This window comes from Sessilibacter sp. MAH3, from assembly GCF_054658275.1.
This window is the reverse complement of record NZ_BAAGIE010000036.1, coordinates 1-25,453: the sequence shown is the minus strand read 5'-3', so window position 1 is coordinate 25,453 and position 25,453 is coordinate 1. Positions and strand designations below refer to the sequence as shown.

The following is a 25,453-nucleotide window of genomic DNA, read 5'->3' as shown; positions in this document are numbered from 1 at the left end:
GTTATGTTAATTGCTGCCGAAAAAGCATTGAACGGATTTTCAGAAGTGCTTGGAAAAATTGCAGCCGTTTTATTTTTGTTAATGCTGGTAAACGTTTTTTACGACGTTTTAATGCGTTACGTTTTTAATGACGTATCCATTGGCATGCAAGAAATGGAATGGCATCTCTTCTCATCGATGTTTATGTTAGCGATTCCCTATACATTAAAAGCCGATGGTCACGTTCGTGTTGATTTAATTTTTGAACGCCTATCTACAAAATGGCAATGCTTTATCGATATTTTTGGCGGAGTCATCTTACTTATTCCTTTTTGTGTATTTGTTGGTTATTACGGCATTGATTTTACCAAAGAGTCTTTCGAACTCGGCGAAGGTTCGGGCGACCCAGGTGGTTTACCGTATCGATTTATCATCAAAGGTGTTATCCCGTTTGCTTTCTTTGCAACCGCAATTTCAGGGTTAGGACTCGTCGTGTCGCGCATCAACGAATTGCGCGGTATTAAGCACGATCACAATAAGCAGGTGTCGCTATGATCGGAATTATCATGTTCGTTGTCGCCCTGCTGTTATTGCTGTTTGGCTTTCCGGTAGCGTTTACCTTTGGCGGCGTTGCCTTAATTTTTGGCGTATTAGCCGAAGGCCCAGACATTTTTGCCTTTATGCCATTTCGCGTGCAAAGCATCATGGAAAACGTGGTGTTAATGGCAGTGCCTTTATTTATTTTCATGGGTATTGTTCTGCAAAAAACGAAACTCGCAGAACAGCTTCTTGAATCTATGGGTAAGCTTTTTGGTGGCGTGCGCGGTGGGCTAGCCATTTCAACGGTATTAGTTGGCGCCTTGTTAGCCGCCTCTACAGGTGTTGTTGGTGCTTCGGTTGTGGCAATGGGTTTAATTTCTTTGCCGGTAATGCTCAAGTATAACTACGACAAATCATTTGCCTGCGGCACTATTTGTGCGTCAGGCACTCTTGGTCAGATTATCCCACCATCAATTATTTTAATTATTTTAGGCGATGTATTGGGTATTCCCGTTGGCGATCTTTTCCAAGCTGCCGTTGGCCCGGGTTTGTTATTAATTGGTGTTTATGTTGTATACATTCTTATCTACACCTATTTAAAACCAGAATCTGCACCGGCGCTTCCTGTTGATGAAAATATCAATAAACGACAAGAATACTTCAACGCGCTAAAAGCTATTGTTCCACCGCTTGCACTTATTTTAGTGGTTTTAGGTTCTATCTTCGCTGGTGTTGCAACACCAACGGAATCTTCGGCATTAGGTGGTATTGGTGCTGTTGTTTTGGCCGCAATTTACGGACAATTTAGTTTTAAAATGCTAATGGATTCGGCCTTAGAAACCGTTAAAATTACTGCCATGGTTTTTGCAATTTTGTTAGGTGCGACGGCGTTCTCAATGGCGTTTACCTATACCGGTGGCGATTATATTGTTGAAGAAATTCTAACAAATTTACCGGGCGGTGCGACTGGCTTCTTAATTTTGTCGATGTTAGCGATTTTGATATTAGGGTTTTTCATCGATTTTGTTGAAATCAGTTTTATTATTGTACCGATTCTTGCACCGGTAGCAGATGCATTGGGCATTGCACCCGTGTGGTTTGCCATTCTAATTGCCATGAACTTGCAAACATCATTCTTAACACCGCCATTTGGTTTTGCCTTGTTCTATTTAAAAGGTGTGGCACCACCAGAAGTAAAAACCACCGAAATTTACAAAGGTATTGTGCCCTTTATTTTAATGCAAATAGCCGTACTTATTAGCATTATGTTATTTCCAGGCCTTTATGGATTGTTATAGAGATTTTTGTAAACTCACTACAAATATCGCTACTAAATACAAAAAATACTTTTAAATAACGCGCAATTTCATACCTTTCTTTTTGTCTTTATCTTTCCTGAAACTTGCCTCTACTCTTTTGAGTAGAGGTTTTTTTGCGTCTAAATATTCAAAACCCGCCTTAATTTAAACACCCGTTTAATATTTAATAACCCTTCTATTCACTAAAGCAAAATATTCAAATTATTCGATCTAAACACCACTCAAGACTTCTTTGTGTTCTGAAAAAAACGCCACTATAACTTTTGAGACACTCTTTCTTATGTAGCTGAAAAAATTGATGAATCAGTGTTTTCTTATCAAAAAATTAGTGAAAAATAATACGGTTAAAAACTTTGGCATAAGCTTTCGCTGCCGATACAAGCAACTGTACAAATATTTATACGCGTCTTTTTAGTAAAAACTAATAATTTAGGAATGTAAAAAGTAGGTGGTTCCAAGTTTACACTGGTTACTGTCACTACATATACATAGAAGTAATTAGCACCCAGAGCACAACTTAAGAACTCTACTATACTGATGACACCAACGATTTAATCTCAATCTAGCTGCCTTAAATTATGAAATTTCATTCTATTCAAGTCACAATCGCTGTAATTGGTGCCCTTTGTTTAGTTGCTACATCGGCAACATTAGTGACATCTGGGGTTATAACATCAAAATCCACACAAAAATTGGTATCTGATCAAGTTGAAGAACAAGTCAACTCGATAACCTTGCAAAATCTTCAGAACTTATCTGGACGTTATGCAAAAGAAGTGGGCTCCAGTTTTGATCTTGCTTTCGACGCCGCCAGATCAATGGCGATATCATTTTCGTCGGCGTTATCAAGTGAGGGCGAAGTTGGATCCATTAATTTATCGCGAGATTATGTCAATGATGTCTTGCTTAATAATTTGATCTTTAACGAAGGTTTTAACGGCACCTATTCTTGTTGGGAACCGAATGCTCTCGACGGTAATGACAATCAATTTAAATTAGGTTCTTTGTTTCAAACAACCTCAGAAGGCAACAATCCCGAGTCGGGCCGTTTCACGCCTTATTGGACACGCTCCAAAGATGGAAATATTGGCGTGCAACCATTGGTTGAATACGACAGCGAAGAAAACCACCCCAACGGCGTACCCAAAGGTGGCTGGTATCAGGGACCTAAAGCCAACCGTTTAGAAAGTATTCTTGGTCCCCTACCTTATGTGGTGCAAGGCGAACAAGTTTGGCTGGCAACCATGTCGGTACCAATTGTGATTGACGATCGGTTTTTAGGTGTCGTAGGTGCCGATTACAATCTTGACTTTGTGCAGCGAATCGCCGAAGAGGTTGATGCCAAATTATTTTCTGGAGCCGGACAAGTCGCTATTATCAGTGAAAAAGGATTATTGATCGCCGATAGTGAACATCCAGAATTAATCGGTAGCTCATCGCAAGAATTATTTAAAAGTAATTATCAAAAAGTTCTTGAAACCATTAAATCGGGCAAAGAGTGGATCGAATCTAACAAAGGCACCGGCCATATCACGGCTTTATCTCCCATTACCATGGGGAGATCACAAACCTCTTGGTCGATCATGCTGAAAATTAACGAAAACATTGTATTAGCCAATGCTGAAAAACTTCAACAAAGTATTGTTGAAGAAAATAATTCGGCGACTTTCAAGCAAATTGCTGTCAGCATTATTATTTCTATTATTGCGCTAATTGCTCTTTGGATTGCCGCAAGATCCATTGCCAAACCCATTAAGCGAGCCGTAGATTTGGCAAAAACCATCGGCTCTGGCGATTTATCGAAACGTCTAAACTACGACGCGGTAGATGAAATTGGTCAGCTCTCAAATGCCTTAGATAGCATGGCTGACAGTCTGCAAAAACAAGTAGAAGTTGCCGAGCGCATTTCAAAAGGTGACCTTACCCAGGATGTTCAACTGGTTTCTAACCGCGATCAATTAGGCTTAGCCTTGCAACGCATGGTTGCTAATCTCAATGAACTGGTCACCCAAGTTCAGCAAAATGCTGCCTATATCCAACAAGATGCCGGTCAGGTTGCAACGCTTGCTAGCGATATGTCAGAGGGCGTAGCCAGCTCTGCGGCTTCAACATCGGAAATTAGCTCAACCATTACCGATATGGCAAGACAGATCTCCGAAACTTCGAAAAATGCCGAGCGCACCAAACAACTCTCTTTAGCGTCCGAGAAAACCGCTAAGGATGGTAACGAATTAATGTCTGGCTTAAAAAGTGCCATGGCAGAAGTTGAAGCTTCAGGCAAAGAAATTACCAATATCATTCGAGCCATTGAAGACATTGCCGAGCAAACCAATTTACTCGCACTAAACGCTGCCATTGAGGCCGCCCGTGCCGGTGAGGCGGGTCGAGGTTTCTCGGTAGTGGCTGACGAAGTACGAAGTTTGGCCGCCCGCAGTTCTGAAGCCGCCAAGAGAACCGCTGAATTAATTCAGCAGTCGAGCAACCGTACGGTGCGCAGCATTGATTTAACCGATCAAACCTCGGCAGCGTTAGAAGAAATTGTAACCAGTGTGGTTGAGGTGTCGTCGCTGGTTGCCGATATTGCAAATGCATCCAGTGAACAAGCTCGCGCTATCGACCAAGTCAATGACGGTGTTACGCAAATCGATTCAACCACACAAAGTAACCGCGAAGGCGCCGAACAATGTGCTCGATCAGCGGATAAATTAATGTCACTCTCGGAAGACCTAAACAGTTTGGTTGGTCGATTCTCAGTAAAATAAGATCTATCGGCTGTAGATGGCACACTTAATCTACAGCCGATTTTTATTCATAATACAATTAAGGAAACTCTGCTAATACTACACCACGGTTTCACGCCTTTCTTACAATATCTTCTCGTCTTAAAATGGCTTTAAAGGCCTGCCATAAATTGTAATTTTTATTCAATCCGCACCAAAATTTTAATCGTTATTCCCACAAACAAGTTGCTAGTGTTCATATCAAGATAGGCGTCTTATACTGGCTATTCGTTCTATTTGTTAGCAAACTATTATGTTTAACCTACAGATTTCATTAAAAACGAAGATATTGCTATTAACAATTCTACCGTTAATAGCTCTGTCGGGAACCATTAGTTGGATGTACCAACAACAAGCCAAAAGCCTCTCACAACAGCAGGCGGCAATTTTTGAAGAAACATTATTGGAAGAAAAAAGAGCAGCGCTAAAAGATTATGTTGCCCTGGCCATGAATTCTATTACACCCATTCTCGAAGCATTTAAATCAGGTTTGGAGCCATCGCTGGCGCAATATCAGGTAAAACAAATCATTCGCGGCTTAAGCTACGGAACCGACGGATACTTTTTTATTTACGACGAAAACGGTACCAATCTAGTTCACCCCACGCAACCGGAACTTGAAAACCGAAATTTAATAGGATTTCAAGACGAAAGTGGTCAGTATGTTATTCGCGAATTATTACGAGTCGCACAAAAAGGCGGTGGCTTTCACAAATATATTTGGCAAAAACCCACCTTAAATTCCGAACGCCATAAATTAAGTTATGTGGTTATGATTCCCGAATGGAACTGGATGATTGGAACGGGTTTATACGTTGATAACATCACCGAAGAAATTACCACCATGGAGGCCAAGGTCTCAGGCAACGTTCGCAGCAGTTTTTTAGCGGCCACGCTATTATTAATAATCACCCTTGCTCTAGTGATTATTATCGTTATTGGTGTGAATATGCACACCGCACAACTGGCCGATCAACGCTTACAAGAATTAACCAGTCGTTTCGTTACTTTTCAAGTAATACAACGCCGAGGTTTTGCGCGAGATCTGCACGATGGCATTAACCAACTTTTAGTATCGACAAAACTTTGGCTCAATATGGTGGAAAAAAAATGGGGCCAAGAAAACGCTCTTGATCTATTAAAAAAAGCCGAAGATCAATTAAATATTGCCATCCAAGAAGTTCGAAGAATATCGCACAGTCTACGCCCCATGTTGCTCGATGATCTCGGGCTAGAAACCGCGCTGCACGAATTATTGGATGAGTTTGAAGAACAAACCGAAATACCCGTTAATCGTCGCATTCACCTACCCAAAGGCGCCTTACCAGACGCTTTAGAAATTACCATTTATCGCGTCGTGCAAGAAGCCATTACCAATGTGCGAAAACACGCCCAAGCAACTCAACTCACGCTCAGCATTACCACCTCAACGCAATCCATCAGCTTAAAATTGGGTGATAATGGCAACGGCTTTTCTCCCGAAGAAGATTCAAAAGGTATTGGTTTAATGAACATGCGTGAACGGGTTGAATTGTTAGGCGGTAAATTCAGTGTTTCTAGTCGAAAAGAAGGTGGTACACTGGTTAAAGCCTTGTTTGAATTGAATCCAAAAGGTTTGAATAAAACCAACGATTTAGCACAATTATAAGTATTAACAATAGGAATCCCTGATTAACTTAACCCTAATTTAATCAGTAGATTCAATAAATATTTTACGTTAAAAGAATAAATTGCATGAGTATCGACTCTACAGTAACCACCAGTCAGTCTAAGCCAGAAATAAAATTAATTATTGCCGACGACCATCCAATGGTTCGCGATGGTTTAAAATTCAGTTTAGAAAGCGAGTCTTTTATAAAAGTTCTTGCCGACGTCTCGAATGGTCAAGAAGCTTTAAAGTCGGTTTTAGAGCTAAACCCCGATGTAGTATTACTGGATATTTCTATGCCGGTAATGACCGGCCTAGAAGCCTGCGTAAAAATTCGTGAACAAGCTCCAACAGTGGGAATATTAATGGTTACCATGCACGACAACCGTGAATATATCACTCGGGTTATACAAGCAGGCGCCTCGGGTTATGTTTTAAAAGACGCACCACCCGAAGAACTTATTCTTGCCGTGCAAACCGTGCATCAAGGTGGAACCTATTTTAGTTCGAGTGTTGCCAAAACTTTATTCAGTGAGTTTGGTAATACCCAAACCACATCCAATACCGTAACCGGTTTAACGGCACGTGAAACCGATGTATTAATCGCGTTAACAGAAGGCTTAGGTAACAAAGACATTGCCAAAAAAATGAATATATCCGTTCGTACCGTAGAAGCGCACAGACTTAAAATTAAGCAAAAATTAGGCATTAGCAGCTCCGCCGGATTAATTCGCTATGCTATAGATCATGGTATTGGTGTGTATAAATAAAAAATAAGAATCTCTGATTAATTTAACAATAGGAAACTCGGATTAACCTAGAGTTTCTCGCGACACAAGGATGTGTCGCCAATTTCAAGAACTGTAAGTGATTGAAATTGTGAAAAAATTGGACATCACATTTTCAATTTCTGCCCTCTGATTAAATCAAGGATGAGTTAATCAGAGGTTCCTGTAAGCCACAAAATCAGAGATAACATTCTTAAAAAATTCAACATTTAAAAAATAAGTAAGCCATTCATTTGGCCGTGAATTTTTCATACCATTCTCCAAATCACTTAATCGATTACTAAAAATCACCGTTAAAAATGTTATTGACATACAATAACTCTCGTCTAATAATCGCCGTCACATCATTATTGCGTCTTGTCGGGGTGCCTTTTTTAAGGCTGAGATGGTTGATCCAAACCCGTGAACCTGAACAGGTTAGAACCTGCGTAGGAAACAAGATCTTCGTATCTTCTGTCACACCATGACGAGTCGCATGCTGGGTAATTTTTATCAAATGAAAATACTAGGCTTAAAAGCATGCAAAATTCTAAACGCAATGACCAAAATCTGTGTGATAACACACAATTAACGATTTCTGCACAACCGTTTCCAAATTCCACAAAAATTTACGTAGAGGGCAACCGTAAAGATATTCGCGTTGCTATGCGTGAAGTGTCGCTAGCGCCAACGCATTTTCGCGATGGCTCACTGGAAGAAAATTCTCCCGTCAAAATTTACGATACCTCTGGTCCTTATTCCGATCCAAACAGTAATATTGACGTAAAAAAAGGCTTAAATTCGGTTCGTGGCCAATGGATTTTGGATAGAAGTGATAGCGAAGAACTTGCAGATTTCACCTCAAAATACACCTTAACGCGAAAAAATAATATAGCCTTAGAATCGCTGCGTTTTAATTTACAAAAGAAACCGCGCCGTGCAAAACCCGGTAAAAACATTACGCAATTACATTACGCGCGCCAAGGCATTATTACGCCCGAAATGGAATACATTGCCATTCGAGAAAACCTAGCACTTTCACAACAATGCCTTAAAGACGCGCAAAAAAATCAACACCCGGGGCAAAACTTTGGAGCCAATACTCCACAGTACATAACTCCAGAATTTGTGCGCAGTGAAGTGGCTGCGGGCCGTGCGGTTATTCCGGCCAATATTAATCATCCCGAATTGGAACCTATGATAATAGGTCGTAATTTCCTCGTAAAAATCAATGCCAATATTGGCAACAGTGCTGTTACCTCGTCTATTGAAGAAGAAGTTGAAAAATTAGTATGGTCTACCCGCTGGGGTGCCGACACGGTAATGGATTTATCCACCGGCGATAATATTCACGAAATCCGCGAATGGATTGTTCGTAATTCGCCAGTTCCCATTGGCAGTGTACCCATTTATCAAGCACTCGAAAAAGTTAACGGTATTGCCGAAAATCTTACCTGGGAAATTTTTAGAGACACATTAATTGAACAAGCCGAGCAAGGCGTGGATTATTTTACGATACACGCCGGCGTATTATTACGATATGTACCCATGACAGCGAACAGAATTACCGGCATTGTCTCGCGCGGTGGTTCAATTATGGCGAAATGGTGTTTGGCACACCACCAAGAAAACTTTTTGTATACGCACTTTGAAGAAATTTGCGAAATTATGAAAGCCTACGACGTAACCTTTTCGCTGGGTGATGGCTTACGACCCGGCTGCATTGCCGACGCCAACGACGAAGCGCAATTTTCAGAACTTAAAACGCTCGGCGAATTAACTCAAATTGCTTGGCAACACGATGTGCAAGTTATTATCGAAGGTCCCGGCCATGTACCCATGCACATGATTAAAGCCAACATGGACGAACAATTAAACCATTGCCACGAAGCTCCTTTTTACACTTTAGGACCTTTGGTTACCGATATTTCACCGGGTTACGATCATTTTTCTTCGGGCATTGGTGCGGCGATGATTGGTTGGTATGGCTGCGCCATGCTTTGCTATGTGACACCTAAAGAACATTTAGGGTTACCCAATAAAGACGATGTTAAAGAAGGTATTATTACCTATAAAATTGCCGCCCACGCCGCCGATTTAGCCAAAGGTCACCCAGCGTCACAAATTAGAGATAACGCGTTATCAAAAGCACGTTTTGAATTTCGCTGGGAAGACCAATTTAATTTAAGCCTAGATCCAGATCGAGCACGCGAATTTCACGACGAAACGCTCCCCAAAGATGCCGCAAAAGTCGCGCATTTTTGCTCTATGTGCGGCCCTAAATTCTGTTCAATGAAAATTACTCAAGAAGTGCGCGAGTACGCTAAAAACCAGAATAATACCGTTATCGACGAGGGTTTCGCGAATATGGCTGAAACCTTTCGCTCTCAAGGCAGCGAACTCTACAAAGAAGTTTAATTATGTTTGACGCGCTCAATCATCAAGCAAAATCCATTGGTATTGTTGGTGCAGGTATTCTAGGAAGACTCATTGCTTGGCAATTACAATCTCTAGGTTTAAAGGTGACCTTGTTCGATAAAGATCCTATCTTTGGCGGAACTGCGGCATCTTACACGGCTGCGGGAATGCTCGCGCCCTACTGCGAATTAGAACATTCCGAGCCCTTAATTTACGACTTGGGTCAACGCAGCCTCGAACTGTGGCCAAATATTGTGGAATCATTACAGGCTGAGAATTTTTTTCATCAAGCCGGTACGCTGGTTATAGCACATGCTCAAGATCAGAGTGACTTAAATCATTTTAATCAATTATTAAATCAGCGACTGGGTTCTTGCGATGATTTGGCGTTTTTAAATCAACACCAACTGCAACAAATAGAGCCAGAGTTACAACACAACTTTAAGGAAGCAACCTATTTAAAAAACGAATCGTGGATCTACACTCGCGAATTTCTCGACATAATTGCCGATCAATTACTTGCTAATGGTGTTGTTTGGCATGGCCTTTGTGAAGTCATGCGTGTAGATAAACGAAAAGTTATTACCCAAAAACAAACCTTTAATTTTGACTGCGTGGTAGATTGCCGTGGTATGGGTGCAAAACTCGATGTGCCGCAATTACGCGGTGTTCGCGGGGAATTACTGTTTATTGAAGCACCCGATGTTAATTTTAAGCATATGGTGCGCTTAATGCACCCGCGTTATCGATTGTATTTAGTGCCCCGTGATAATCATCGATATATATTGGGTGCAACGCAAATAGAAAACGAAGATTACAGCCCAATTAGCGTGCGCTCGGCTCTAGAATTATTATCGGCACTCTATTCAGTTCACCCCGGATTTTCAGAAGCGCGAATACTCGAAACCCGAACAAATTGTAGACCAGCCGTATTAGACAATCTGCCTTTTATTCAAAAAGCCGACGGAATTATTCGAGTTAACGGTTTATATCGCCATGGATTTTTAATGGCACCAGCATTGGCCGAGCACGTAATCGCAGACATAACGCAACAAGCGCCACCCCAAATTATCGGCAGTTTATACCGATTAAACGACCAACCTTTATCACATTCACGCTATCGAGAATCCGTGTGACCAGAATCATTTTAAACGGCGAACCCAAAGAATTTGCAGACGTTAACAATTTAGATGAGCTTTTAAATGCGATAACCGATCTTCCGCAAAACTTTGCCACAGCAGTAAACATGACTTTTGTACCAAAATGTAATTACAGCAGCACGGTGTTACATGATGGCGATGAAATCGAATTATTGGTGCCCATGCAAGGAGGATAACCTATGTGGAGTCTTGCAGATAAACAATTAAATAGCCGATTAATGATTGGCTCGGCGTTATATCCGTCACCACAAATAATGAAAGACGCTGTAGTCACTTCGGGCGCAGAAGTAATTACTGTTTCGATTCGTAGGCAACTCTTCTCTAATGTAAACAACGTTTCTTCCAGCTTAAACAATACGTCATCGAACTTAAATAACAATTATTGGCAAGCAATACAATCTTTAAATCTAAATATTTTACCCAATACCGCGGGCTGTCATACGGCGCGAGAAGCAATCACTACCGCGCAAATGGCTCGTGAAATTTTTGGTACACATTGGATTAAACTCGAAGTTATTGGCGACGAATATACCTTGCAGCCAAATCCGTTCGCGTTAGTGGAAGCTGCACAAGAACTAACACAACAAGGTTTTGAGGTTTTCCCCTACTGCACGGATGATCTTGTAGTTTGCGAAGCCTTAGTTAAAGCGGGATGCAAAATTTTAATGCCTTGGGCGGCACCCATTGGCACCGGTAAAGGTTTAATTAATCCCTACGCGTTAAAAAATCTTCGTGCACGTTTACCCAACGTCACCTTAATTATCGATGCGGGCATTGGTGCACCATCACACGCTACTCAGGCTATGGAACTCGGCTATGATGGCGTTTTGTTAAATACCGCCATAGCACAGGCGGCTGATCCCGTACTTATGGCAAAGGGATTTAACGCCGCCGTTTTAGCCGGAAGATGCGCGTTTGAAGCGGGAATAATTCCTGAAAAAAATATTGCCAAACCCAGCACACCCGTTTTGGGAACGCCTTTTTGGCATCAATAATTTATTGTCATTATTATGTTAACATCCACCCATTCCTTTAAAACTTTAACTCAAAAACCGCTTGTACTGAGTATCTCCGGTAGCGATAGCGCCGCCATGGCCGGTGTACAAATGGATAACCGCAGTTGCCAAGCCTTGTCCGTTCATTGCGTTAACGCCATTACCGCGGTAACCGCACAAAATAATCACGAAGTTATTGCTATAAATGCCGTATCGGTTATTGAGCTAGAACAACAAATTCAAGCCGTATTACCGCTAAATCCACAAGCCATTAAAATCGGCATGCTTGCCAGTACCGAGCAAATTGATTGGTTGAGTGATTTTTTAGCTCAGGAAGAAATTCCGGTAATTTACGATCCAGTCTTGGCAACCAGCAGTTTTTATTCCGTTGCTAATAACAGCATTATTTCGTTAATTAAATCCAAAATAATTCCCCATGTAACGATAATTACACCGAACCTAGCAGAGGCACAAGCGCTCACCGGAATTTCTATACACGACGATTCAACGACAGAACTCGCCGCAATAGCTTTGCAAAAAATGGGTTGCCAATGGGTTATTATCACCGGTGGTCATCGCAGTTCTAATTGGGCGTCGGATTTTTGTGCGGGGCCAGATACACAATTTTGGTTACATAATGTAAAACTGGATAATAAGAATCTTCGCGGTAGTGGTTGTTTTTTCGCAAGCACTCTAGCAGCAACCATTGCCCGAGGTTACGATGTTCGCGATGCATTGGTTATCACTAAAATGTGTGTGCAAAATGCAATAGAAAACGCACTAAAAGTTAATGGTAATATGGGGTGTTTAGAACCCAATGGTTTTCCCACCAAAAATTGGCCAGAGTATTCTGAAAGAACTTCTAAAAAAACTTCTAATGGCTTCGCAATAGAACAAGGTTTTCCTTCTTTCACAGATCACAACGGTGAACAATCGCTGGGTTTATATCCCATTGTTGATCGCGCTGTTTGGTTAGAAAGATTATTACCTTTGGGTGTTTCAACGATTCAGCTGCGCATTAAAGATTTATTTGGTCACGCATTGGTTGAAGAAATTACCCAAGCCATAACCATAGCCAAACGGTTTAATTGTCGGCTGTTTATAAACGATTACTGGCAACTTGCCATTGAACTCGGCGCCTATGGTGTGCATCTTGGCCAAGAAGACCTTGCCAACGCGGATTTATTGGCAATAAAAACCGCTGGATTACGGTTAGGAATCAGCACTCATAGTCATTGGGAAGTTGTTCACGCTAAGGCATTTAAACCGTCTTACATAGCGTGCGGGCCTATTTTTCCAACCACCACAAAAACCATGCCTTGGGTACCTCATGGCATTGAAGGTCTTAACTATTGGCGCAGTGCTATTAACGATTATCCGCTGGTTGCGATTGCAGGAATTGACGAAACAAATTTTCATACCATTGCCGAAACCGGAGTTTCGGGCATTGCCTTAATTACTGCGATTACAAAATCTCCAAATCCAGAAGCTACAACTCAAAAACTGTTAACTATTTTTGAAAGTGCCTCAGAAAAGATCTCGCATCATCATGCCAAATAAAGTGTTTAATTCTGTAAATATGACGCTGTCCGAACGCGAACAGGAGCGCTATCAACGTCATTTGCAGCTGAAGGGATTTTCAGAGTCTGGACAAAAATCACTTAAAAGCTCAAAGGTATTAATTGTTGGTTTGGGTGGTTTGGGTTGCCCAGCAGCACAGTATTTGGTTGCCGCAGGTGTGGGCCAGATAACCTTATTAGATGGGGATCTTGTCAGCCTATCGAATTTGCAGCGGCAAATACTTTTTACAGAAGATGACCTTGGCAGTAATAAAGCGGTAACGGCCAAGAATCGTCTTAAAAAACTCAACAGTGATATCGATATTTTTGCGATAGATCAGTATTTAACAGTAGAACATGCGTTAAGGTTAATAAAAGACGTCGATTTAGTTCTTGATTGTACCGATAATTTTTCAAGCCGTTATTTAATTAATGATATTTGTGCTTATTATCAAACTCCATGGCTTTACGCGAGCGTACTCGGCTTTAATGGCCAGTTAGCGTTATTTAAATCGGGACAAGGTTGTTTTAGGTGCTTATTTCCACAAGCGCCAGCAGATGTTCCCGACTGTAACCAAGCGGGAGTTTTAGGTGCTGTACCCGGAGTATTAGGTAGCTTGCAAGCCGTACAGGCGCTACACTATTTAAAGGCAAAGCGTACCTATTTTGAAGGTTCAAATGGAACGCAGATGTTGCAATTTTCTGCACAGACCCCATTTGATTTAAAAACCATACAAATGCAACACTCACCGCAATGTCCAATGTGCACCGGTGGGTGGAATTATCAAAATTTTCTTAAGGACTACCCAAAAATCATGAGCCAAGATACGAGCAATCTAATTATTTCTGCCGTAGAGTTCGTAGAGTTTGTTAACAACCACAGCCCCGTTTTGGTTGATGTTCGTGATCCGCATGAACATCAAGAACGAAATCTAGGCGGCATCAATATTCCACTTACAGAATTAAAAAACAAAGCGTTAGATTTATGGAATAAAGACGACTTAATTTTGGTGTATTGCCGCAGCGGCAAGAGAAGCTTAATGGCCGTCAACGAACTTCTTGCCTTAGGTTTTGATAATGTCAAAACGCTATGCGATGGTATAGATGGTCAACCCAAATAAAATAAACTCTAACTAACCTAGAGTTTCGGCGACACAAGGATGTGTCGGTAATGTTATGAAAAACAATTGATTAATATTGTGAAAAAGTCGGCTATTGTATTGTCAATTTTTTGACTTCTACTTTTTGAGTTCTGCTTTTTAAATTCTATTTTTTGAGCTCTAAATTAAACCGCTTACCCGTTAATCGGAGTATTCAAACAACCTTCCCCCAAAATTGACCATTGATTAACTAATCGCAGTCAATGTTTTGCCTTCGTCTTTTCACTTCCGTATGGCTTCTTCGAAGACGAGTTTGCACTAGCCGCTCAAATTTTAATATTGGTAATAATTATTCCGACTCACAGCTGTTACCTTTATTTAGATAATATTATAAGAGTCACTTTTTTATTATTGTTTTTCGGAATTTCTAATCCGCGGACGAGCATTCATTAGCGCATCGGCTATATTTTTAGTTATCCCTAAGAATAACGTGGCCTAAACAAATACGGTTATGATGTCTCTACTCAATAATCTAAACTTTCAAACTAAACTGGCTATTCCTTCGGTTGCAATCGGAATACTCGTTATACTGTTATCTGCATATTGCATTAGAAGCAGCTTAATGATCGCCGAAGATAACAATGAAATAGCCTCAGTTTTTATTGATTCTATCGAGCTTGGTTTAAATGCCGACAGAGATTTGTATCAATCCCTGACGGCAACACAAAACTTTATTGCGTTAATGGGTTTGGGTGATAGAAATTCTGCCGCAGCTGAAAAAGCAGATTTTGAAGAAAACGCTCAACAAGCCTACGATCGCATGAATAAAATGCGCGGCTTAATGAAAGACCACCCTGAAATTGAATCGTCTATCGCTACTTTTGAAAGAGACTACAAAGCCTGGTACGAAAAAGCCAGTCAGGTAATAAGCCTAGCCGAAAAAGGTTCTACTCGCCAAGCGCAGGAACTAAATACCCGTGAAGCAAAAACGCTTTTTGAAATATTACGCAGACATTACGACGTAAGCGTTGAAGTGGTAAAAAATATTTCTGAAGAAGTTGCCAATGGCGTGGCTAAAAGTACCAATAATCAAGAGATTATTCTCATAACCGCTATGTGTATTGTTTTGTTTGCCGTTGCTGCAAGCATTTATCTATCACCTAAATTAATTACTGTACGTCTAAATACGCTGATCAATGTTATCGATCAAATCAGTCAAGGTGATGGCGATTTACGCGGTCGTCTTGATGACCGTGGCAAAGACGAATTAGCCGTATTAGCTAGAGCTTTCAACTCGTTAATGGGAAAATTACAGCATTTAATTAAAATGATTCAGAATGACTCGGAAGAGTTAGAACATACCTCAAATTCGCTTAACGGCTCGACGATACAAAGCGAGCGAATGACTTCAACTCAAAATAAAAATCTAGAGCAAATCGCCTCTGCGGTTACCGAGCTGAGTCATGCTGTGCACGAGGTAGCGGGCAATTCACAATCGGCTTTATCAGAAACTCAAAATGCGCGCGATAAGGCCACAGAAAGTCGAACCATTGTGGATGATACCGTTGTGAGCGTAAATAATTTATCGAACTCGGTAAATAATGCCGCACAGGTAATTGCAAAACTTGCCGACGAATCCATGAACATCGCCAGCGTTTTAGACGTGATTCGTGGTATCGCCGAGCAAACCAATCTACTGGCTTTGAATGCAGCCATCGAAGCGGCGCGAGCCGGGGAACAAGGCCGCGGTTTTGCGGTGGTTGCCGATGAAGTTCGCACCCTAGCCAGTCGCACCCAGCAATCCACCGAAGACATTCAACGCATGATTGGCGGTCTAAAAGGCGGTGTAGAAGAAGCCGTAGGTGCAATGCGTGCAGGCTCTGATCAAATGTCGAATGTATTGGCGATGTCTGAGACCATTCAAGCCGCATTAGTTACGGTTGAACAAGCCATTAATAAAGGCAGCGAAATGATTTATCAGATCGCCTCTGCTACCGAGCAACAAAGCTCTGTAACTGACGAAATTACCAAAAACATAAATACCTTGCACGATATTGCGCAGGAAGGCATTGGAAATATTCAAAATACCCGCGAGGTTGCCGATAAAATCGATCGCATGTCGCGCGCGTTAGCAGAAACAAGCGGTCGCTTTTGTTGTTAACTTTAAAACCTCTGATTAACTCATCTCTATTTGAATCAAGTGCGAGCAGGCTCTAAAAAACTGCTCGGTTTACCTCCACGTCTCATTGTTTTTTTAACACTAAAACAATTGTTCCCAAAATCAACTTTCCTAAATTCATTTCCACCCAAAATCATCTGTTTTTGCCTCTTTGTATAGAAAACGCAGCGTTCACAATTTTAAACTTTTAGCATAGCTTTATCGGTTTTGATAATCGTAAGATGGTTACAATGCTCGGCAACTGAGGATTAACAATGACTACTCGATTATTAACTGTGCTATTACTGTGTTTACCTATGACTCTTGTTGCAGAGCCGAATGCTAAAGACCAAATTGTAGATTTGCCCGGCTACGCTTTTAAATATTCAGTAACCACTACCGCCAGTAAAGAAACCATCTGGCAATTATGGTACGACGTAGAAAACTGGAAATCTTTTGATGAGCGATTAATTTATTCGTACCTAGAAGACGGTTATGAATTTGAAAACGGAGCCATTGGCTATTTAAAAGGCAAGGGCACACCCTCGCGCACTAAGTTCGAATTAAAAAATATTCAACCCGGCGTGTCGTTTGAAGAAGAGCTAAAGCTACCGCTCTATCAAACGGTATTGTTAAAACGTTATTTTGAACCTTCTGAAGACAGCACTACTACCTTTACCCACGAGGTGGTTTTTCAGGGTTCGCTGGCGTGGTTGTTTACTCTATTTCTAGAAGGGCCTTTTAAGGGCGACATTATTTTGGTAATGAATAAAATGCGCGAATTGGCAGAGTCTAAACAAGACAGTGATCAAGATTCAAAGAACCTGTGATTAATCACCGGATTCATGCTGCGTTAATCCGGTGAAAAAATATCTTCTATTTTTAAATTAAAATACTGCGATATTTTAAAAGCCAGCGGTAGGCTCGGATCATACTTACCGTTTTCTAGCGCATTAACGGTTTGTCGAGACACCCCCAACACGCTGGCCAATTCTGCCTGAGAAATCGATCGTTCGGCTCTTAGCTCTTTTAAAACATTTTTCATTACTGGTACAACCTGCTCACCAGAGGCGTGGTCAATCCCCAGCTCACAATCATAAAAGGAAATATCCACACATAAGGAATGTGCGGCAAACCGGTATTTTCTAAAAAACCGTAGGTAAACGTAGTAAGACCCACAATCACAAAGCTTATGGCAAAACTCATTAACTGAATGTGTTTTTGCATCTCGTCCAGTTGTTTTAACCCCCGCAACACAGCAACCGTTACCATAATGGCCGGAATAATCGGTAATACGGCAATTACATATCGCCACGGGCTATCGCTAAAGCTCGGCAATAAGGTCAGGCTGATCATTAACATCACAGTGTACAACGCGATACTAACGCCAAATTCTACGGCCTGTTTTTTTGAATACAGCATAACCATCCTCTTTTCTAACCAGCCAATATTAATCCATTGATGTAAAGCAAGCTTGACACACAGTATGAATAATCTTCTTTCATGTCAAGCTAACTTGACATTTGATCGGGTATTTTCAGTAGTTAGTTAAAAAATAGAATTAAATGAGACTTTTAATCTCAACTTAGGAGTTGACTCCATAAGAATACACGCGTAAAAAGTCTTTTAACGAGACATCAGGTCTCAGTTTATAAAAATAAAAACATCAGCAGAGTAAACTCTATGACCAGTCGACTGATACTCCCACGAGTCATGCAAAGTGGTGCTGGCGCGTCCAAAGAATTACCGGCAATACTGAAAGCCTTTGGCTGCCAAAGACCGTTAATCGTTACCGATAAAGTGATGGTATCTTTGGGTTATGTCGAAACCCTTGGCACCTTGCTATCTGAGAACGACCTTACCTACGCGGTGTTTGATGACACAGTGCCCGAGCCTACCGAAGATTCCATTATTGCTGGTGTTGAAATCGCCAGAACCGGCATCGACGGCGCGCCCTTTGACTGCATAGTTGCGCTCGGTGGCGGCAGCCCAATTGATTCCGCCAAAGCAATTGGCATATTGGCGAAATTTGGCGGCACCATGCGTGACTATAAATTCCCGCGCGACGTTGCCGAGCCGGGCTTACCGGTTATTGCCATTCCTACCACCGCCGGAACGGGCTCTGAAGCGACGCGATTTACCATCATTACCGACGATAAAAACGACGAAAAAATGCTTTGTGCTGGTATTGGCTTTATGCCCATTGCCGCATTAATCGATTTTGAATTAACCATGAGCGCACCGCCCAGAGTCACCGCCGATACCGGTATAGACGCGCTTACCCATGCGATGGAAGCTTACGTGAGTCGCAAGGCCAATGTGTTCAGTGATCAACAAGCGCTGGCAGCCATGCGTTTAATTGGGCCAAACTTGCGTACGGCGTATTTCCAACCCGGTAATCGCCCCGCCCGCGAAGCCATGATGATGGGGGCAACTTTGGCAGGTATTGCATTTTCGAATGCTTCGGTAGCCTTGGTGCACGGCATGAGCCGCCCTATTGGTGCGTTTTTCCATGTGCCGCATGGCCTGTCGAACGCTATGTTGCTACCGGCAATTACAGCGTTTTCTATTTCGGCGGCACCGCAGCGCTATGCCGATTGCGCCAGAGCTATGGGCATTGCGACACAACAGGATAGCGATGAACTTGCCAATCAAAAGTTACTCACAGAACTTAAGCAACTTAATGAAGAATTATCGGTACCCAGCCTTGCAGAATTTGGCGCCGATAAAACGCGCTTTTTTGAATTACGAACACTAATGGCAGAACAAGCACTCGCCTCTGGCTCACCGTCTAACAACCCTAGAGTACCAAGCATCGACGAGATGGTGGCGCTTTACGAACAAGTTTGGAATCAGGAGTAATCCCATGAAAACCCTTAGCAATTTTATTAATAACGAAGCTACCCTAAGTCAATCCAGCAAAAAAAGCCCCGTCTATAACCCGGCTACTGGCGAGCAAATCGCCGAAGTTGCGCTATCGACCGTAGCAGAAACCCAAGCTGCCATTGGCGTTGCCGAAGCAGCGTTTGCTGAATGGTCAAAAACCCCAGCGGTAATTCGGGCGCGCGTTTTATTTAAATTTAAAGCCTTGGTTGAAGACAACCGCGACAAGCTTGCCGAGCTTATTTCTATAGAACACGGCAAAGTATTTTCGGATGCCCAAGGCGAAATCACCCGTGGCCTAGAAGTGGTTGAATTTGCCTGTGGCATTCCGCACGCATCCAAGGGCGAATACTCCTTAAACGTAGGCAGTGGCATCGATTCCAACACCCTAATGCAACCCTTAGGTGTTTGCGCGGGTATTTCACCGTTTAACTTTCCGGTGATGGTACCCATGTGGATGTTCCCAGTAGCAATCGCCTGCGGTAACACTTTTGTGATGAAACCGTCTGAAAAAGATCCTAGCTCAACCTTGTATTTAGCCGAATTACTGGCCGAAGCCGGTTTACCTGCGGGCGTATTCAACGTTGTGAATGGCGACAAAGAAAGCGTAGACGTATTACTGACCGATCCACGCGTGCAAGCCGTAAGCTTTGTTGGCTCAACACCCATCGCCGAATACGTTTACAGCACCGCATCGGCCAATGGCAAACGCGCCCAAGCACTGGGTGGTGCCAAAAACCACATGGTAATCATGCCGGATGCCGATCCAGATCAGGTCGTAAAATCTCTTATGGGCGCAGCCTACGGCTCTGCGGGCGAGCGTTGCATGGCAATCTCTGTGGCGGTTTGCGTGGGTGACGATGTTGCCGACAACCTAATTACCAGCCTTAAAGACGAAATCGCACAGATGAAAGTTGGCGCTGGTACCGGTGTAACACCAGAACCACACATGGGACCAGTCGTTACCAAAGCCCATCAAGAAAAGGTACTGTCTTACATTGATTTAGGTGCAGAAGAAGGCGCAGATTTAGTGGTTGATGGCCGCAACTTCACCGTAGACGGTTACGAAAACGGCTTCTTTGTTGGCCCAACCTTATTTGATAAGGTCACCAAAAACATGCGCGTTTACCAAGAAGAAATTTTTGGCCCAGTACTTTGCGTGGTAAGAGCCAAAGACTTTGATGAAGCCTTGCAACTGATTAACGATCACGAATTTGGCAACGGCACATCAATCTTCACTCGCGACGGCGATACCGCACGTCAATTTGAAGAAAACGTAAAAGCAGGCATGGTTGGCGTTAACGTACCCATTCCTGTGCCTATGGCATTCCACTGTTTTGGTGGTTGGAAACGCTCTATATTTGGCCCACTGCACATGCACGGCCCAGATGGCGTTCGCTTCTTTACCCGCATGAAAACCATCACCAAACGCTGGCCAACCGGTATTCGTGCTGGCGCAGATTTTAATATGCCAACCATGAAATAAATTAACCTAGCGTTAAATTGGCCCAGTAATTCTGGGCCGATTTTTATCTGCAAAAAAATTAATCGCATTTAATCTTAAAATACGTTTTAGTATTGCGTAATAACTGCTTTCTATTATCCAAACCGTTACACATCAGAATTAATCTGAGAAAGAAATGACCGATAAAACGTCCCGAGAAAAAGGCTCTTCCATTACCCGCGTACTGGAAATTATTGAAGCCATCGCCAAAGCCGAACGCCCTCTTTCTGCAACCGATATTTCTCACGAGCTAGAAATTCCTAAAGCCTCTGCACACAGACTCGTGCAAACACTAGAAGCCGAGGGATTTATTCAAACCAACATGCGTGGCAACTTAGTACCGGCAAAACGTTTAAGCGATATTGCCTTGGGCGTATTGGCCAGCGCCAAATACAAAACCCAACGCCGGTCTATTTTAGAAAAACTCGCCGCAACCATTGGTGAAACCTGTGGAATTTCTTTGCCAGACGGCACCGAAATGATTTATTACGACCGCGTACAAGCCAACTGGCCATTGCAAGTCTACCTACCTATTGGCAGTCGCGTACCCATGTACTGCTCCGCCGGTGGTAAAACCTATTTAAGCCAACTGCCCATGGCAAAATTAAAACGCGTAGTAGAAAACCTACCTCTTGAGCGCCGCGCAAGAAATACCATTACCGACCCGTCACGGCTTTTAGAAGATATTTTAAACATTCAAAAAACCGGTCTTGCCATCGATAACGAAGAATTTGTTGACGGCATGGTTGCCTGCTCCGTTGCCATCAATGTTAACGACAAATTTCACGCATCCTTATTTTGCCACGCACCCGTAATACGAAAATCGTTAGAAGAAATACAACAACTGGCGCCCGTTTTAAAACAAGCCGCCGAAGAAATTACACATTTGTTGGAAGAAGAAGACAGCTGGGATATTGATCAGTAGTAGAGCAAAACATTCAACCGCATAATTTCCTAGTAATTACTAGGAAATTAACATGTCACCCTCTGAAACACTATCGCTAATATAAAACATAATAACCAGTATTGGCGGCGCATTTTTAGTATCCATCCTTTGCTTACCGTTTTTAAAAGAATATCTATTAAATAAAATAAAGCACAAAGACCTTGTGCAACTCCAACAAGAAATAGAATCCTTAAAACTTCATCATTAAACAGAAATTGCAATTAATAGCAAACCAACTACCTATCGTAAAATAAAATAAGTAATTCACCTGCATAACCACTGCAATAAAACATTTAAATTTCAATACAAATAATTTAATTTCAAAACCTAATTAAACAGTCGATTATTTCATTAGTTAAAAATATTTTACCAAGTATAAAAACCCATCAATTTAGGTATAAAAATTAACGCCTGAAAAACACAAAAAATGATATTCGCGCCAAACAAACTGAAACGTTGACGCAACAAAGGTTTCAAGATAGCTTTAAAAAATCTCCCCAAATAGGTACCTCTATGACGGTAGCTTTGGGAAAACGTCGTTAAGTAAATCATTAACTGTTAGGAATGATCAAAGATGATTCACAACTGGGAAATCCATGTTGAAGCAGGCTCATACTACCCAAGTTTGTCGGATCATTTTCCGGGAGATGATATTTACCTTTCCTACAAGAATGAAGATCATTGCGGAATGCAATTTTCTGCCTTTTCTCCACATATTGATGTGCTCACGGATGGGCAGGATGTTGGGACAAGATTGTTCAGCCTCCAGCTTCTTTTAAATGGGGCTCTTCGTTTAGAGTGGGGAAATTGCGATTTTATGCCAATATCTTTTCATGGGTTTCACAATCTTAATGGGAATAATTCTTCGCATCAGTTTAATGCTCCCGTAGAGGAATACCCTTTTAAGGCCGGCAGCGAAAACGCGCCTAGGCCAGCACGGCGTAGAGATCCCAAGCAAAGGCTCTCCTCTTACCTTCTTTATCTTTCAAAGTCAGACGAAGCTGTTAGAAATATACTCTTTCTTGTAGGCATGTTATCTACAAATACTCCAATTGAAAAAATACTGTCTTGGGGTACGCTTTATAAAATTTTTGACTGCGTAAATACCTACGCCGGAGACGCAGCATTAGATACATCTGCTTTCGCCGATCAAAATGATATTAAGAGATTTACCGCAGCTTGCAATAATATGAGCATTATCGGCCTCAATTCTCGACATGGGGCTAGTAGTAACACACCACCAAAACGCATCATTAACAACTATGATGAAGCTCAAAGTTTAATAATTGATATGTCCCGAAAATTCATCTGTGCTTACATCAATGCTAAGAATTACTGACAAGCCGCTCAAACGCCAAAACAAAAACAGTGTTTTTGCTTTGGACTCACCACTACGTGGATCGCCGCTTATTATGTCTTTATTTTTAAAATGAAAAATGGCCGTATAAAAAAGAAGTTAAATAGCTATATAGTAAAGGCAAGTTTATCTAATATTGCAAAGTCAACCAGAAGGGTTTTCTTCAATCATCTAAATGCGTCAGTAGTAGAAAGAGGTTTCTTTCATGTAGATCAAATGTATGGCAGTGGCAGCGGTGTTTTAATTCGTTACAACAATACATTCTTTCTACTAACAGCAAGGCATGTTATAAAAAACAATATCCGAGGAGATTTTCAGAACGAATCTGCATTTTGGATCACTTCAAAACTTCAAGGAAAGTGGGAGTCCCTTCATGACTTTTTAATGCCAAAGAAGATTTGGAATATAGGAGAGCTAGTTTCATTAGATGTTGAATATATTGATGTTTCAGATGTATGCCTCATTGAGCTTTTTTATCCGGGTAAACATCATTTTCCAGATCATTATATTGAGATTAAGGGAGCGACAAGTGTACTTACAAAAAAAGATTATTTTGAAGGGCAATATCTTTTGGTGACTGGGTATCCATTCGAGAGAAATACCTTTGATTTTACACCTGTAAGTGACGATATTACTCATACGACATCCATAGCAAGACACACAATCCCTGGCACTTATGTTATGGATAGAGATGTTGGCTTCATCTCATTCGAAATGGTAGAAAGTGATGTCCGGCATGAAAATGTAAATGGTATGAGTGGCGGTGCAGTTTATAACGTTCAACCAAAGGCCAATCAGATAAAACTGGCAGGCATACCGGTTACCGCAGGAGACAATATATGCAGATTCATCCCTAGCTACATTTTTATTGATGCCTTGCTCAATTATCAAGATAGTAGTTCTACAGTTGTTGATCCTGTCGTATTAAATCCTCCACCTCTGGAAGATCTAGCAAAAAGTTTATTTGAATACATGGTGCGGTTTGATCCTAAATTTAAGGACATTAACATCTAGCATTACAATCATAACACTTTGTTAGTCTTGAGCTACTCATCATTTGGTTTTTAACGTGAGCATTATAACTATTCTAGCGTTTTATCAGTTGTAAATTTTAGGTTTTATGCAAACTGAAGGTTCTCCCTCTTGGTGTTTTTAAGTAAAGTACTAAATTGTGGTAGCTAATTTTTAGTAAAAGGTAACTTCACGCTAGGCAGTTTTGCTCGTCGCGGTTTTGATTATCAAAGTGGATATGTAAAGTCTAGTAGTTTCGTTTTCCGAGGCTTAATTTGGTAAATTTGGTCGCATAAAGTAAGGTAACCCAAATGTTTGGTAGTACACTTTTAGCGCTGCATAATAGTTACTATTGTACTTGTTCTAACAAGTTGTTCTTATTCGTTCCGGCCACAAAAGACATGGCCTTCACCGGACGCGCTGTCGCACGCCGCAAAGCAAAGCGTTAAAAATAAAAACACTAAGGGGAATTAGTAATGAAAACTATCGAAAAATTGCTAATATCGAAAGGCCAGCTAGATCGTATTTATGTCGGCAATTTAAAGCTATATCTTTGGCGATCTCTTCATAAAAGCGCGAAAAGTAAAAACCCATTTTATCCAGATTTTGAAGAGCGGGAAATAAGAGCTGGTGTGTTACGAGCCCCGGACATTGAGGTTGTCAAGTTGGCAAGTGGCACGGAAATGGTGAAATCCGTCCTAGGCCAGGGAACATCATTGTTTGACCGCCCCGGTGCATTCGGAGAAAACAACTGGACATACTTCGAAATACCAGTAGGTACGGAAATACCAAATGGTCTGATTATCACAAAGGATAACTATAATAAAAGATTTAATGCTACTCACTACTCCATCAGCCCCAATTATGACATGCCTAAATTCCAGTTTATCCAGCTTTTGGATGCGCTTGCGCGGAATGCTGAGTCTCAGAAAAGGAAGTTAAGCAATGGCTGAATTAGAATTATCAACGATTTTGGTTAGTATACAATCTGTTCAAAAACAAATTGAGTACTTTGAAGGGCTACTTGCATCAGAAACAGTTAAGGATAAGGGCGAAATTCAAGAGTTACTACTGTCTTATGATCAAGCAGCTGAAAATCTCAAAGAAGTTTATATGTCTAAGCGTTCTTCTGGGAGTAATTACCCTGAGTATGAATCTTTGATTAAAAAAAATTTGTAACAAGAAAAGCCAGGCAACGATAAAAAGCGCGCGCCTGCTTTGAACGTCATAACTCAAGGAGCAAGAATGGCACTTGTAGTGGTCAATTATTTTCATACCACCCTGTAGGAGGTTTTTATCATTTAAATGCTTTCTCAACTTCAGCTGGTG

At 41.6% G+C, this 25,453-nt stretch carries 22 protein-coding genes and 1 riboswitch; of the genes, 20 read left to right on the top strand and 2 right to left on the bottom strand.

Annotation, left to right across the window (positions count from 1 at the left end; translation table 11 throughout):
• The first annotated feature begins 3 nt into the window (after window positions 1–3).
• The 13 genes from ACYQ2C_RS16755 (at window position 4) to ACYQ2C_RS16695 (ending at window position 17,253) form a co-directional block, all read left to right on the top strand.
• The gene (locus ACYQ2C_RS16755) at window positions 4–534 is read left to right on the top strand and encodes a TRAP transporter small permease subunit (RefSeq protein ID WP_460052543.1); all 531 of its coding nucleotides are present in this window, start codon (window positions 4–6) and stop codon (window positions 532–534) included.
• Complete coding sequence (locus ACYQ2C_RS16750; RefSeq protein ID WP_460104277.1) at window positions 531–1,817, top strand: TRAP transporter large permease; 1,287 nt, start codon at window positions 531–533, stop codon at window positions 1,815–1,817. The genes ACYQ2C_RS16755 and ACYQ2C_RS16750 overlap by 4 nt, the downstream gene beginning before the upstream one ends.
• A 599-nt stretch (window positions 1,818–2,416) precedes the next feature.
• Window positions 2,417–4,600 carry a methyl-accepting chemotaxis protein gene (locus tag ACYQ2C_RS16745; RefSeq protein ID WP_460104276.1) on the top strand — a complete coding sequence of 728 codons (2,184 nt, stop codon included), beginning with the start codon at window positions 2,417–2,419 and terminating at the stop codon, window positions 4,598–4,600.
• Between the two features lie 358 nt (window positions 4,601–4,958).
• Window positions 4,959–6,266, top strand: a complete 1,308-nt coding sequence (locus ACYQ2C_RS16740) for a cache domain-containing protein (RefSeq protein ID WP_460052538.1) — start codon at window positions 4,959–4,961, stop codon at window positions 6,264–6,266.
• A gap of 86 nt (window positions 6,267–6,352) precedes the next feature.
• Entirely contained in the window at window positions 6,353–7,036 is a 684-nt protein-coding gene (locus ACYQ2C_RS16735; RefSeq protein ID WP_460104275.1) for a response regulator, read from the top strand.
• A 369-nt stretch (window positions 7,037–7,405) separates the two neighbouring features.
• Window positions 7,406–7,506: riboswitch (TPP riboswitch) on the top strand.
• Between the two features lie 67 nt (window positions 7,507–7,573).
• Entirely contained in the window at window positions 7,574–9,451 is a 1,878-nt protein-coding gene (gene thiC, locus ACYQ2C_RS16730) for a phosphomethylpyrimidine synthase ThiC (protein WP_460104273.1), read from the top strand.
• Between the two features lie 2 nt (window positions 9,452–9,453).
• Window positions 9,454–10,587: a glycine oxidase ThiO gene (gene thiO, locus ACYQ2C_RS16725; protein ID WP_460104272.1), complete on the top strand. Its 1,134-nt coding sequence runs from the start codon at window positions 9,454–9,456 to the stop codon at window positions 10,585–10,587.
• Window positions 10,584–10,787, top strand: a complete 204-nt coding sequence (gene thiS, locus ACYQ2C_RS16720; protein WP_460052531.1) for a sulfur carrier protein ThiS — start codon at window positions 10,584–10,586, stop codon at window positions 10,785–10,787. The genes thiO and thiS overlap by 4 nt, the downstream gene beginning before the upstream one ends.
• A gap of 3 nt (window positions 10,788–10,790) precedes the next feature.
• A complete protein-coding gene (locus ACYQ2C_RS16715) occupies window positions 10,791–11,606 on the top strand; it encodes a thiazole synthase (protein ID WP_460104270.1) in 816 nt (271 codons plus the stop codon).
• A 15-nt stretch (window positions 11,607–11,621) separates the two neighbouring features.
• Window positions 11,622–13,166 (top strand): thiamine phosphate synthase, encoded by a 1,545-nt coding sequence (thiE, locus tag ACYQ2C_RS16710; protein ID WP_460104269.1) that lies wholly within the window; start codon window positions 11,622–11,624, stop codon window positions 13,164–13,166.
• Complete coding sequence (locus ACYQ2C_RS16705) at window positions 13,156–14,286, top strand: ThiF family adenylyltransferase (protein ID WP_460104267.1); 1,131 nt, start codon at window positions 13,156–13,158, stop codon at window positions 14,284–14,286. The genes thiE and ACYQ2C_RS16705 overlap by 11 nt, the downstream gene beginning before the upstream one ends.
• A gap of 601 nt (window positions 14,287–14,887) precedes the next feature.
• On the top strand, window positions 14,888–16,426 hold the full coding sequence (locus tag ACYQ2C_RS16700; protein WP_460052525.1) for a methyl-accepting chemotaxis protein: 1,539 nt from the start codon (window positions 14,888–14,890) through the stop codon (window positions 16,424–16,426).
• A 272-nt stretch (window positions 16,427–16,698) separates the two neighbouring features.
• Window positions 16,699–17,253, top strand: a complete 555-nt coding sequence (locus tag ACYQ2C_RS16695; protein ID WP_460052524.1) for an SRPBCC family protein — start codon at window positions 16,699–16,701, stop codon at window positions 17,251–17,253.
• Between the two features lie 23 nt (window positions 17,254–17,276).
• Here the strand turns inward: ACYQ2C_RS16695 and ACYQ2C_RS16690 are convergent, their stop codons facing one another.
• A complete protein-coding gene (locus ACYQ2C_RS16690) occupies window positions 17,277–17,468 on the bottom strand; it encodes a helix-turn-helix transcriptional regulator (protein ID WP_460052523.1) in 192 nt (63 codons plus the stop codon).
• Window positions 17,468–17,845 (bottom strand): hypothetical protein, encoded by a 378-nt coding sequence (locus tag ACYQ2C_RS16685; RefSeq protein ID WP_460052522.1) that lies wholly within the window; start codon window positions 17,843–17,845, stop codon window positions 17,468–17,470. The genes ACYQ2C_RS16690 and ACYQ2C_RS16685 overlap by 1 nt, the downstream gene beginning before the upstream one ends.
• Before the next feature lie 261 nt (window positions 17,846–18,106).
• Between ACYQ2C_RS16685 and ACYQ2C_RS16680 the strand changes: the two genes are divergently transcribed.
• The 7 genes from ACYQ2C_RS16680 to ACYQ2C_RS16650 all read left to right on the top strand — a co-directional run bounded on the left by ACYQ2C_RS16680 (window position 18,107) and on the right by ACYQ2C_RS16650 (window position 25,303).
• Complete coding sequence (locus ACYQ2C_RS16680; RefSeq protein WP_460052520.1) at window positions 18,107–19,285, top strand: iron-containing alcohol dehydrogenase; 1,179 nt, start codon at window positions 18,107–18,109, stop codon at window positions 19,283–19,285.
• Between the two features lie 4 nt (window positions 19,286–19,289).
• Window positions 19,290–20,792 carry a CoA-acylating methylmalonate-semialdehyde dehydrogenase gene (locus ACYQ2C_RS16675; protein WP_460052519.1) on the top strand — a complete coding sequence of 501 codons (1,503 nt, stop codon included), beginning with the start codon at window positions 19,290–19,292 and terminating at the stop codon, window positions 20,790–20,792.
• A gap of 154 nt (window positions 20,793–20,946) precedes the next feature.
• Window positions 20,947–21,735 carry an IclR family transcriptional regulator gene (locus tag ACYQ2C_RS16670; RefSeq protein WP_460052517.1) on the top strand — a complete coding sequence of 263 codons (789 nt, stop codon included), beginning with the start codon at window positions 20,947–20,949 and terminating at the stop codon, window positions 21,733–21,735.
• A 595-nt stretch (window positions 21,736–22,330) separates the two neighbouring features.
• Complete coding sequence (locus tag ACYQ2C_RS16665) at window positions 22,331–23,095, top strand: hypothetical protein (protein WP_460052516.1); 765 nt, start codon at window positions 22,331–22,333, stop codon at window positions 23,093–23,095.
• A gap of 90 nt (window positions 23,096–23,185) precedes the next feature.
• Window positions 23,186–24,127 (top strand): serine protease family protein, encoded by a 942-nt coding sequence (locus ACYQ2C_RS16660; protein ID WP_460052514.1) that lies wholly within the window; start codon window positions 23,186–23,188, stop codon window positions 24,125–24,127.
• Window positions 24,128–24,600: 473 nt separating this feature from the next.
• A complete protein-coding gene (locus ACYQ2C_RS16655) occupies window positions 24,601–25,077 on the top strand; it encodes a Tse2 family ADP-ribosyltransferase toxin (RefSeq protein WP_460052513.1) in 477 nt (158 codons plus the stop codon).
• Complete coding sequence (locus ACYQ2C_RS16650; RefSeq protein ID WP_460052512.1) at window positions 25,070–25,303, top strand: hypothetical protein; 234 nt, start codon at window positions 25,070–25,072, stop codon at window positions 25,301–25,303. Before ACYQ2C_RS16655 ends, ACYQ2C_RS16650 begins: the two co-directional genes overlap by 8 nt.
• The last annotated feature ends 150 nt before the right edge of the window (window positions 25,304–25,453 follow it).

Coding starts and splice junctions, on each gene's coding strand:
- ACYQ2C_RS16755 (WP_460052543.1), top strand. CDS start 4: ATGTTAATTGCTGCCGAAAAAGCATTGAACGGATTTTCAGAAGTGCTT.
- ACYQ2C_RS16750 (WP_460104277.1), top strand. CDS start 531: ATGATCGGAATTATCATGTTCGTTGTCGCCCTGCTGTTATTGCTGTTT.
- ACYQ2C_RS16745 (WP_460104276.1), top strand. CDS start 2,417: ATGAAATTTCATTCTATTCAAGTCACAATCGCTGTAATTGGTGCCCTT.
- ACYQ2C_RS16740 (WP_460052538.1), top strand. CDS start 4,959: ATGTACCAACAACAAGCCAAAAGCCTCTCACAACAGCAGGCGGCAATT.
- ACYQ2C_RS16735 (WP_460104275.1), top strand. CDS start 6,353: ATGAGTATCGACTCTACAGTAACCACCAGTCAGTCTAAGCCAGAAATA.
- thiC (WP_460104273.1), top strand. CDS start 7,574: ATGCAAAATTCTAAACGCAATGACCAAAATCTGTGTGATAACACACAA.
- thiO (WP_460104272.1), top strand. CDS start 9,454: ATGTTTGACGCGCTCAATCATCAAGCAAAATCCATTGGTATTGTTGGT.
- ACYQ2C_RS16715 (WP_460104270.1), top strand. CDS start 10,791: ATGTGGAGTCTTGCAGATAAACAATTAAATAGCCGATTAATGATTGGC.
- thiE (WP_460104269.1), top strand. CDS start 11,622: ATGTTAACATCCACCCATTCCTTTAAAACTTTAACTCAAAAACCGCTT.
- ACYQ2C_RS16705 (WP_460104267.1), top strand. CDS start 13,156: ATGCCAAATAAAGTGTTTAATTCTGTAAATATGACGCTGTCCGAACGC.
- ACYQ2C_RS16700 (WP_460052525.1), top strand. CDS start 14,888: ATGATCGCCGAAGATAACAATGAAATAGCCTCAGTTTTTATTGATTCT.
- ACYQ2C_RS16695 (WP_460052524.1), top strand. CDS start 16,699: ATGACTACTCGATTATTAACTGTGCTATTACTGTGTTTACCTATGACT.
- ACYQ2C_RS16690 (WP_460052523.1), bottom strand. CDS start 17,468: ATGAAAAATGTTTTAAAAGAGCTAAGAGCCGAACGATCGATTTCTCAG.
- ACYQ2C_RS16685 (WP_460052522.1), bottom strand. CDS start 17,845: ATGCTGTATTCAAAAAAACAGGCCGTAGAATTTGGCGTTAGTATCGCG.
- ACYQ2C_RS16680 (WP_460052520.1), top strand. CDS start 18,107: ATGACCAGTCGACTGATACTCCCACGAGTCATGCAAAGTGGTGCTGGC.
- ACYQ2C_RS16675 (WP_460052519.1), top strand. CDS start 19,290: ATGAAAACCCTTAGCAATTTTATTAATAACGAAGCTACCCTAAGTCAA.
- ACYQ2C_RS16670 (WP_460052517.1), top strand. CDS start 20,947: ATGACCGATAAAACGTCCCGAGAAAAAGGCTCTTCCATTACCCGCGTA.
- ACYQ2C_RS16665 (WP_460052516.1), top strand. CDS start 22,331: ATGATTCACAACTGGGAAATCCATGTTGAAGCAGGCTCATACTACCCA.
- ACYQ2C_RS16660 (WP_460052514.1), top strand. CDS start 23,186: ATGAAAAATGGCCGTATAAAAAAGAAGTTAAATAGCTATATAGTAAAG.
- ACYQ2C_RS16655 (WP_460052513.1), top strand. CDS start 24,601: ATGAAAACTATCGAAAAATTGCTAATATCGAAAGGCCAGCTAGATCGT.
- ACYQ2C_RS16650 (WP_460052512.1), top strand. CDS start 25,070: ATGGCTGAATTAGAATTATCAACGATTTTGGTTAGTATACAATCTGTT.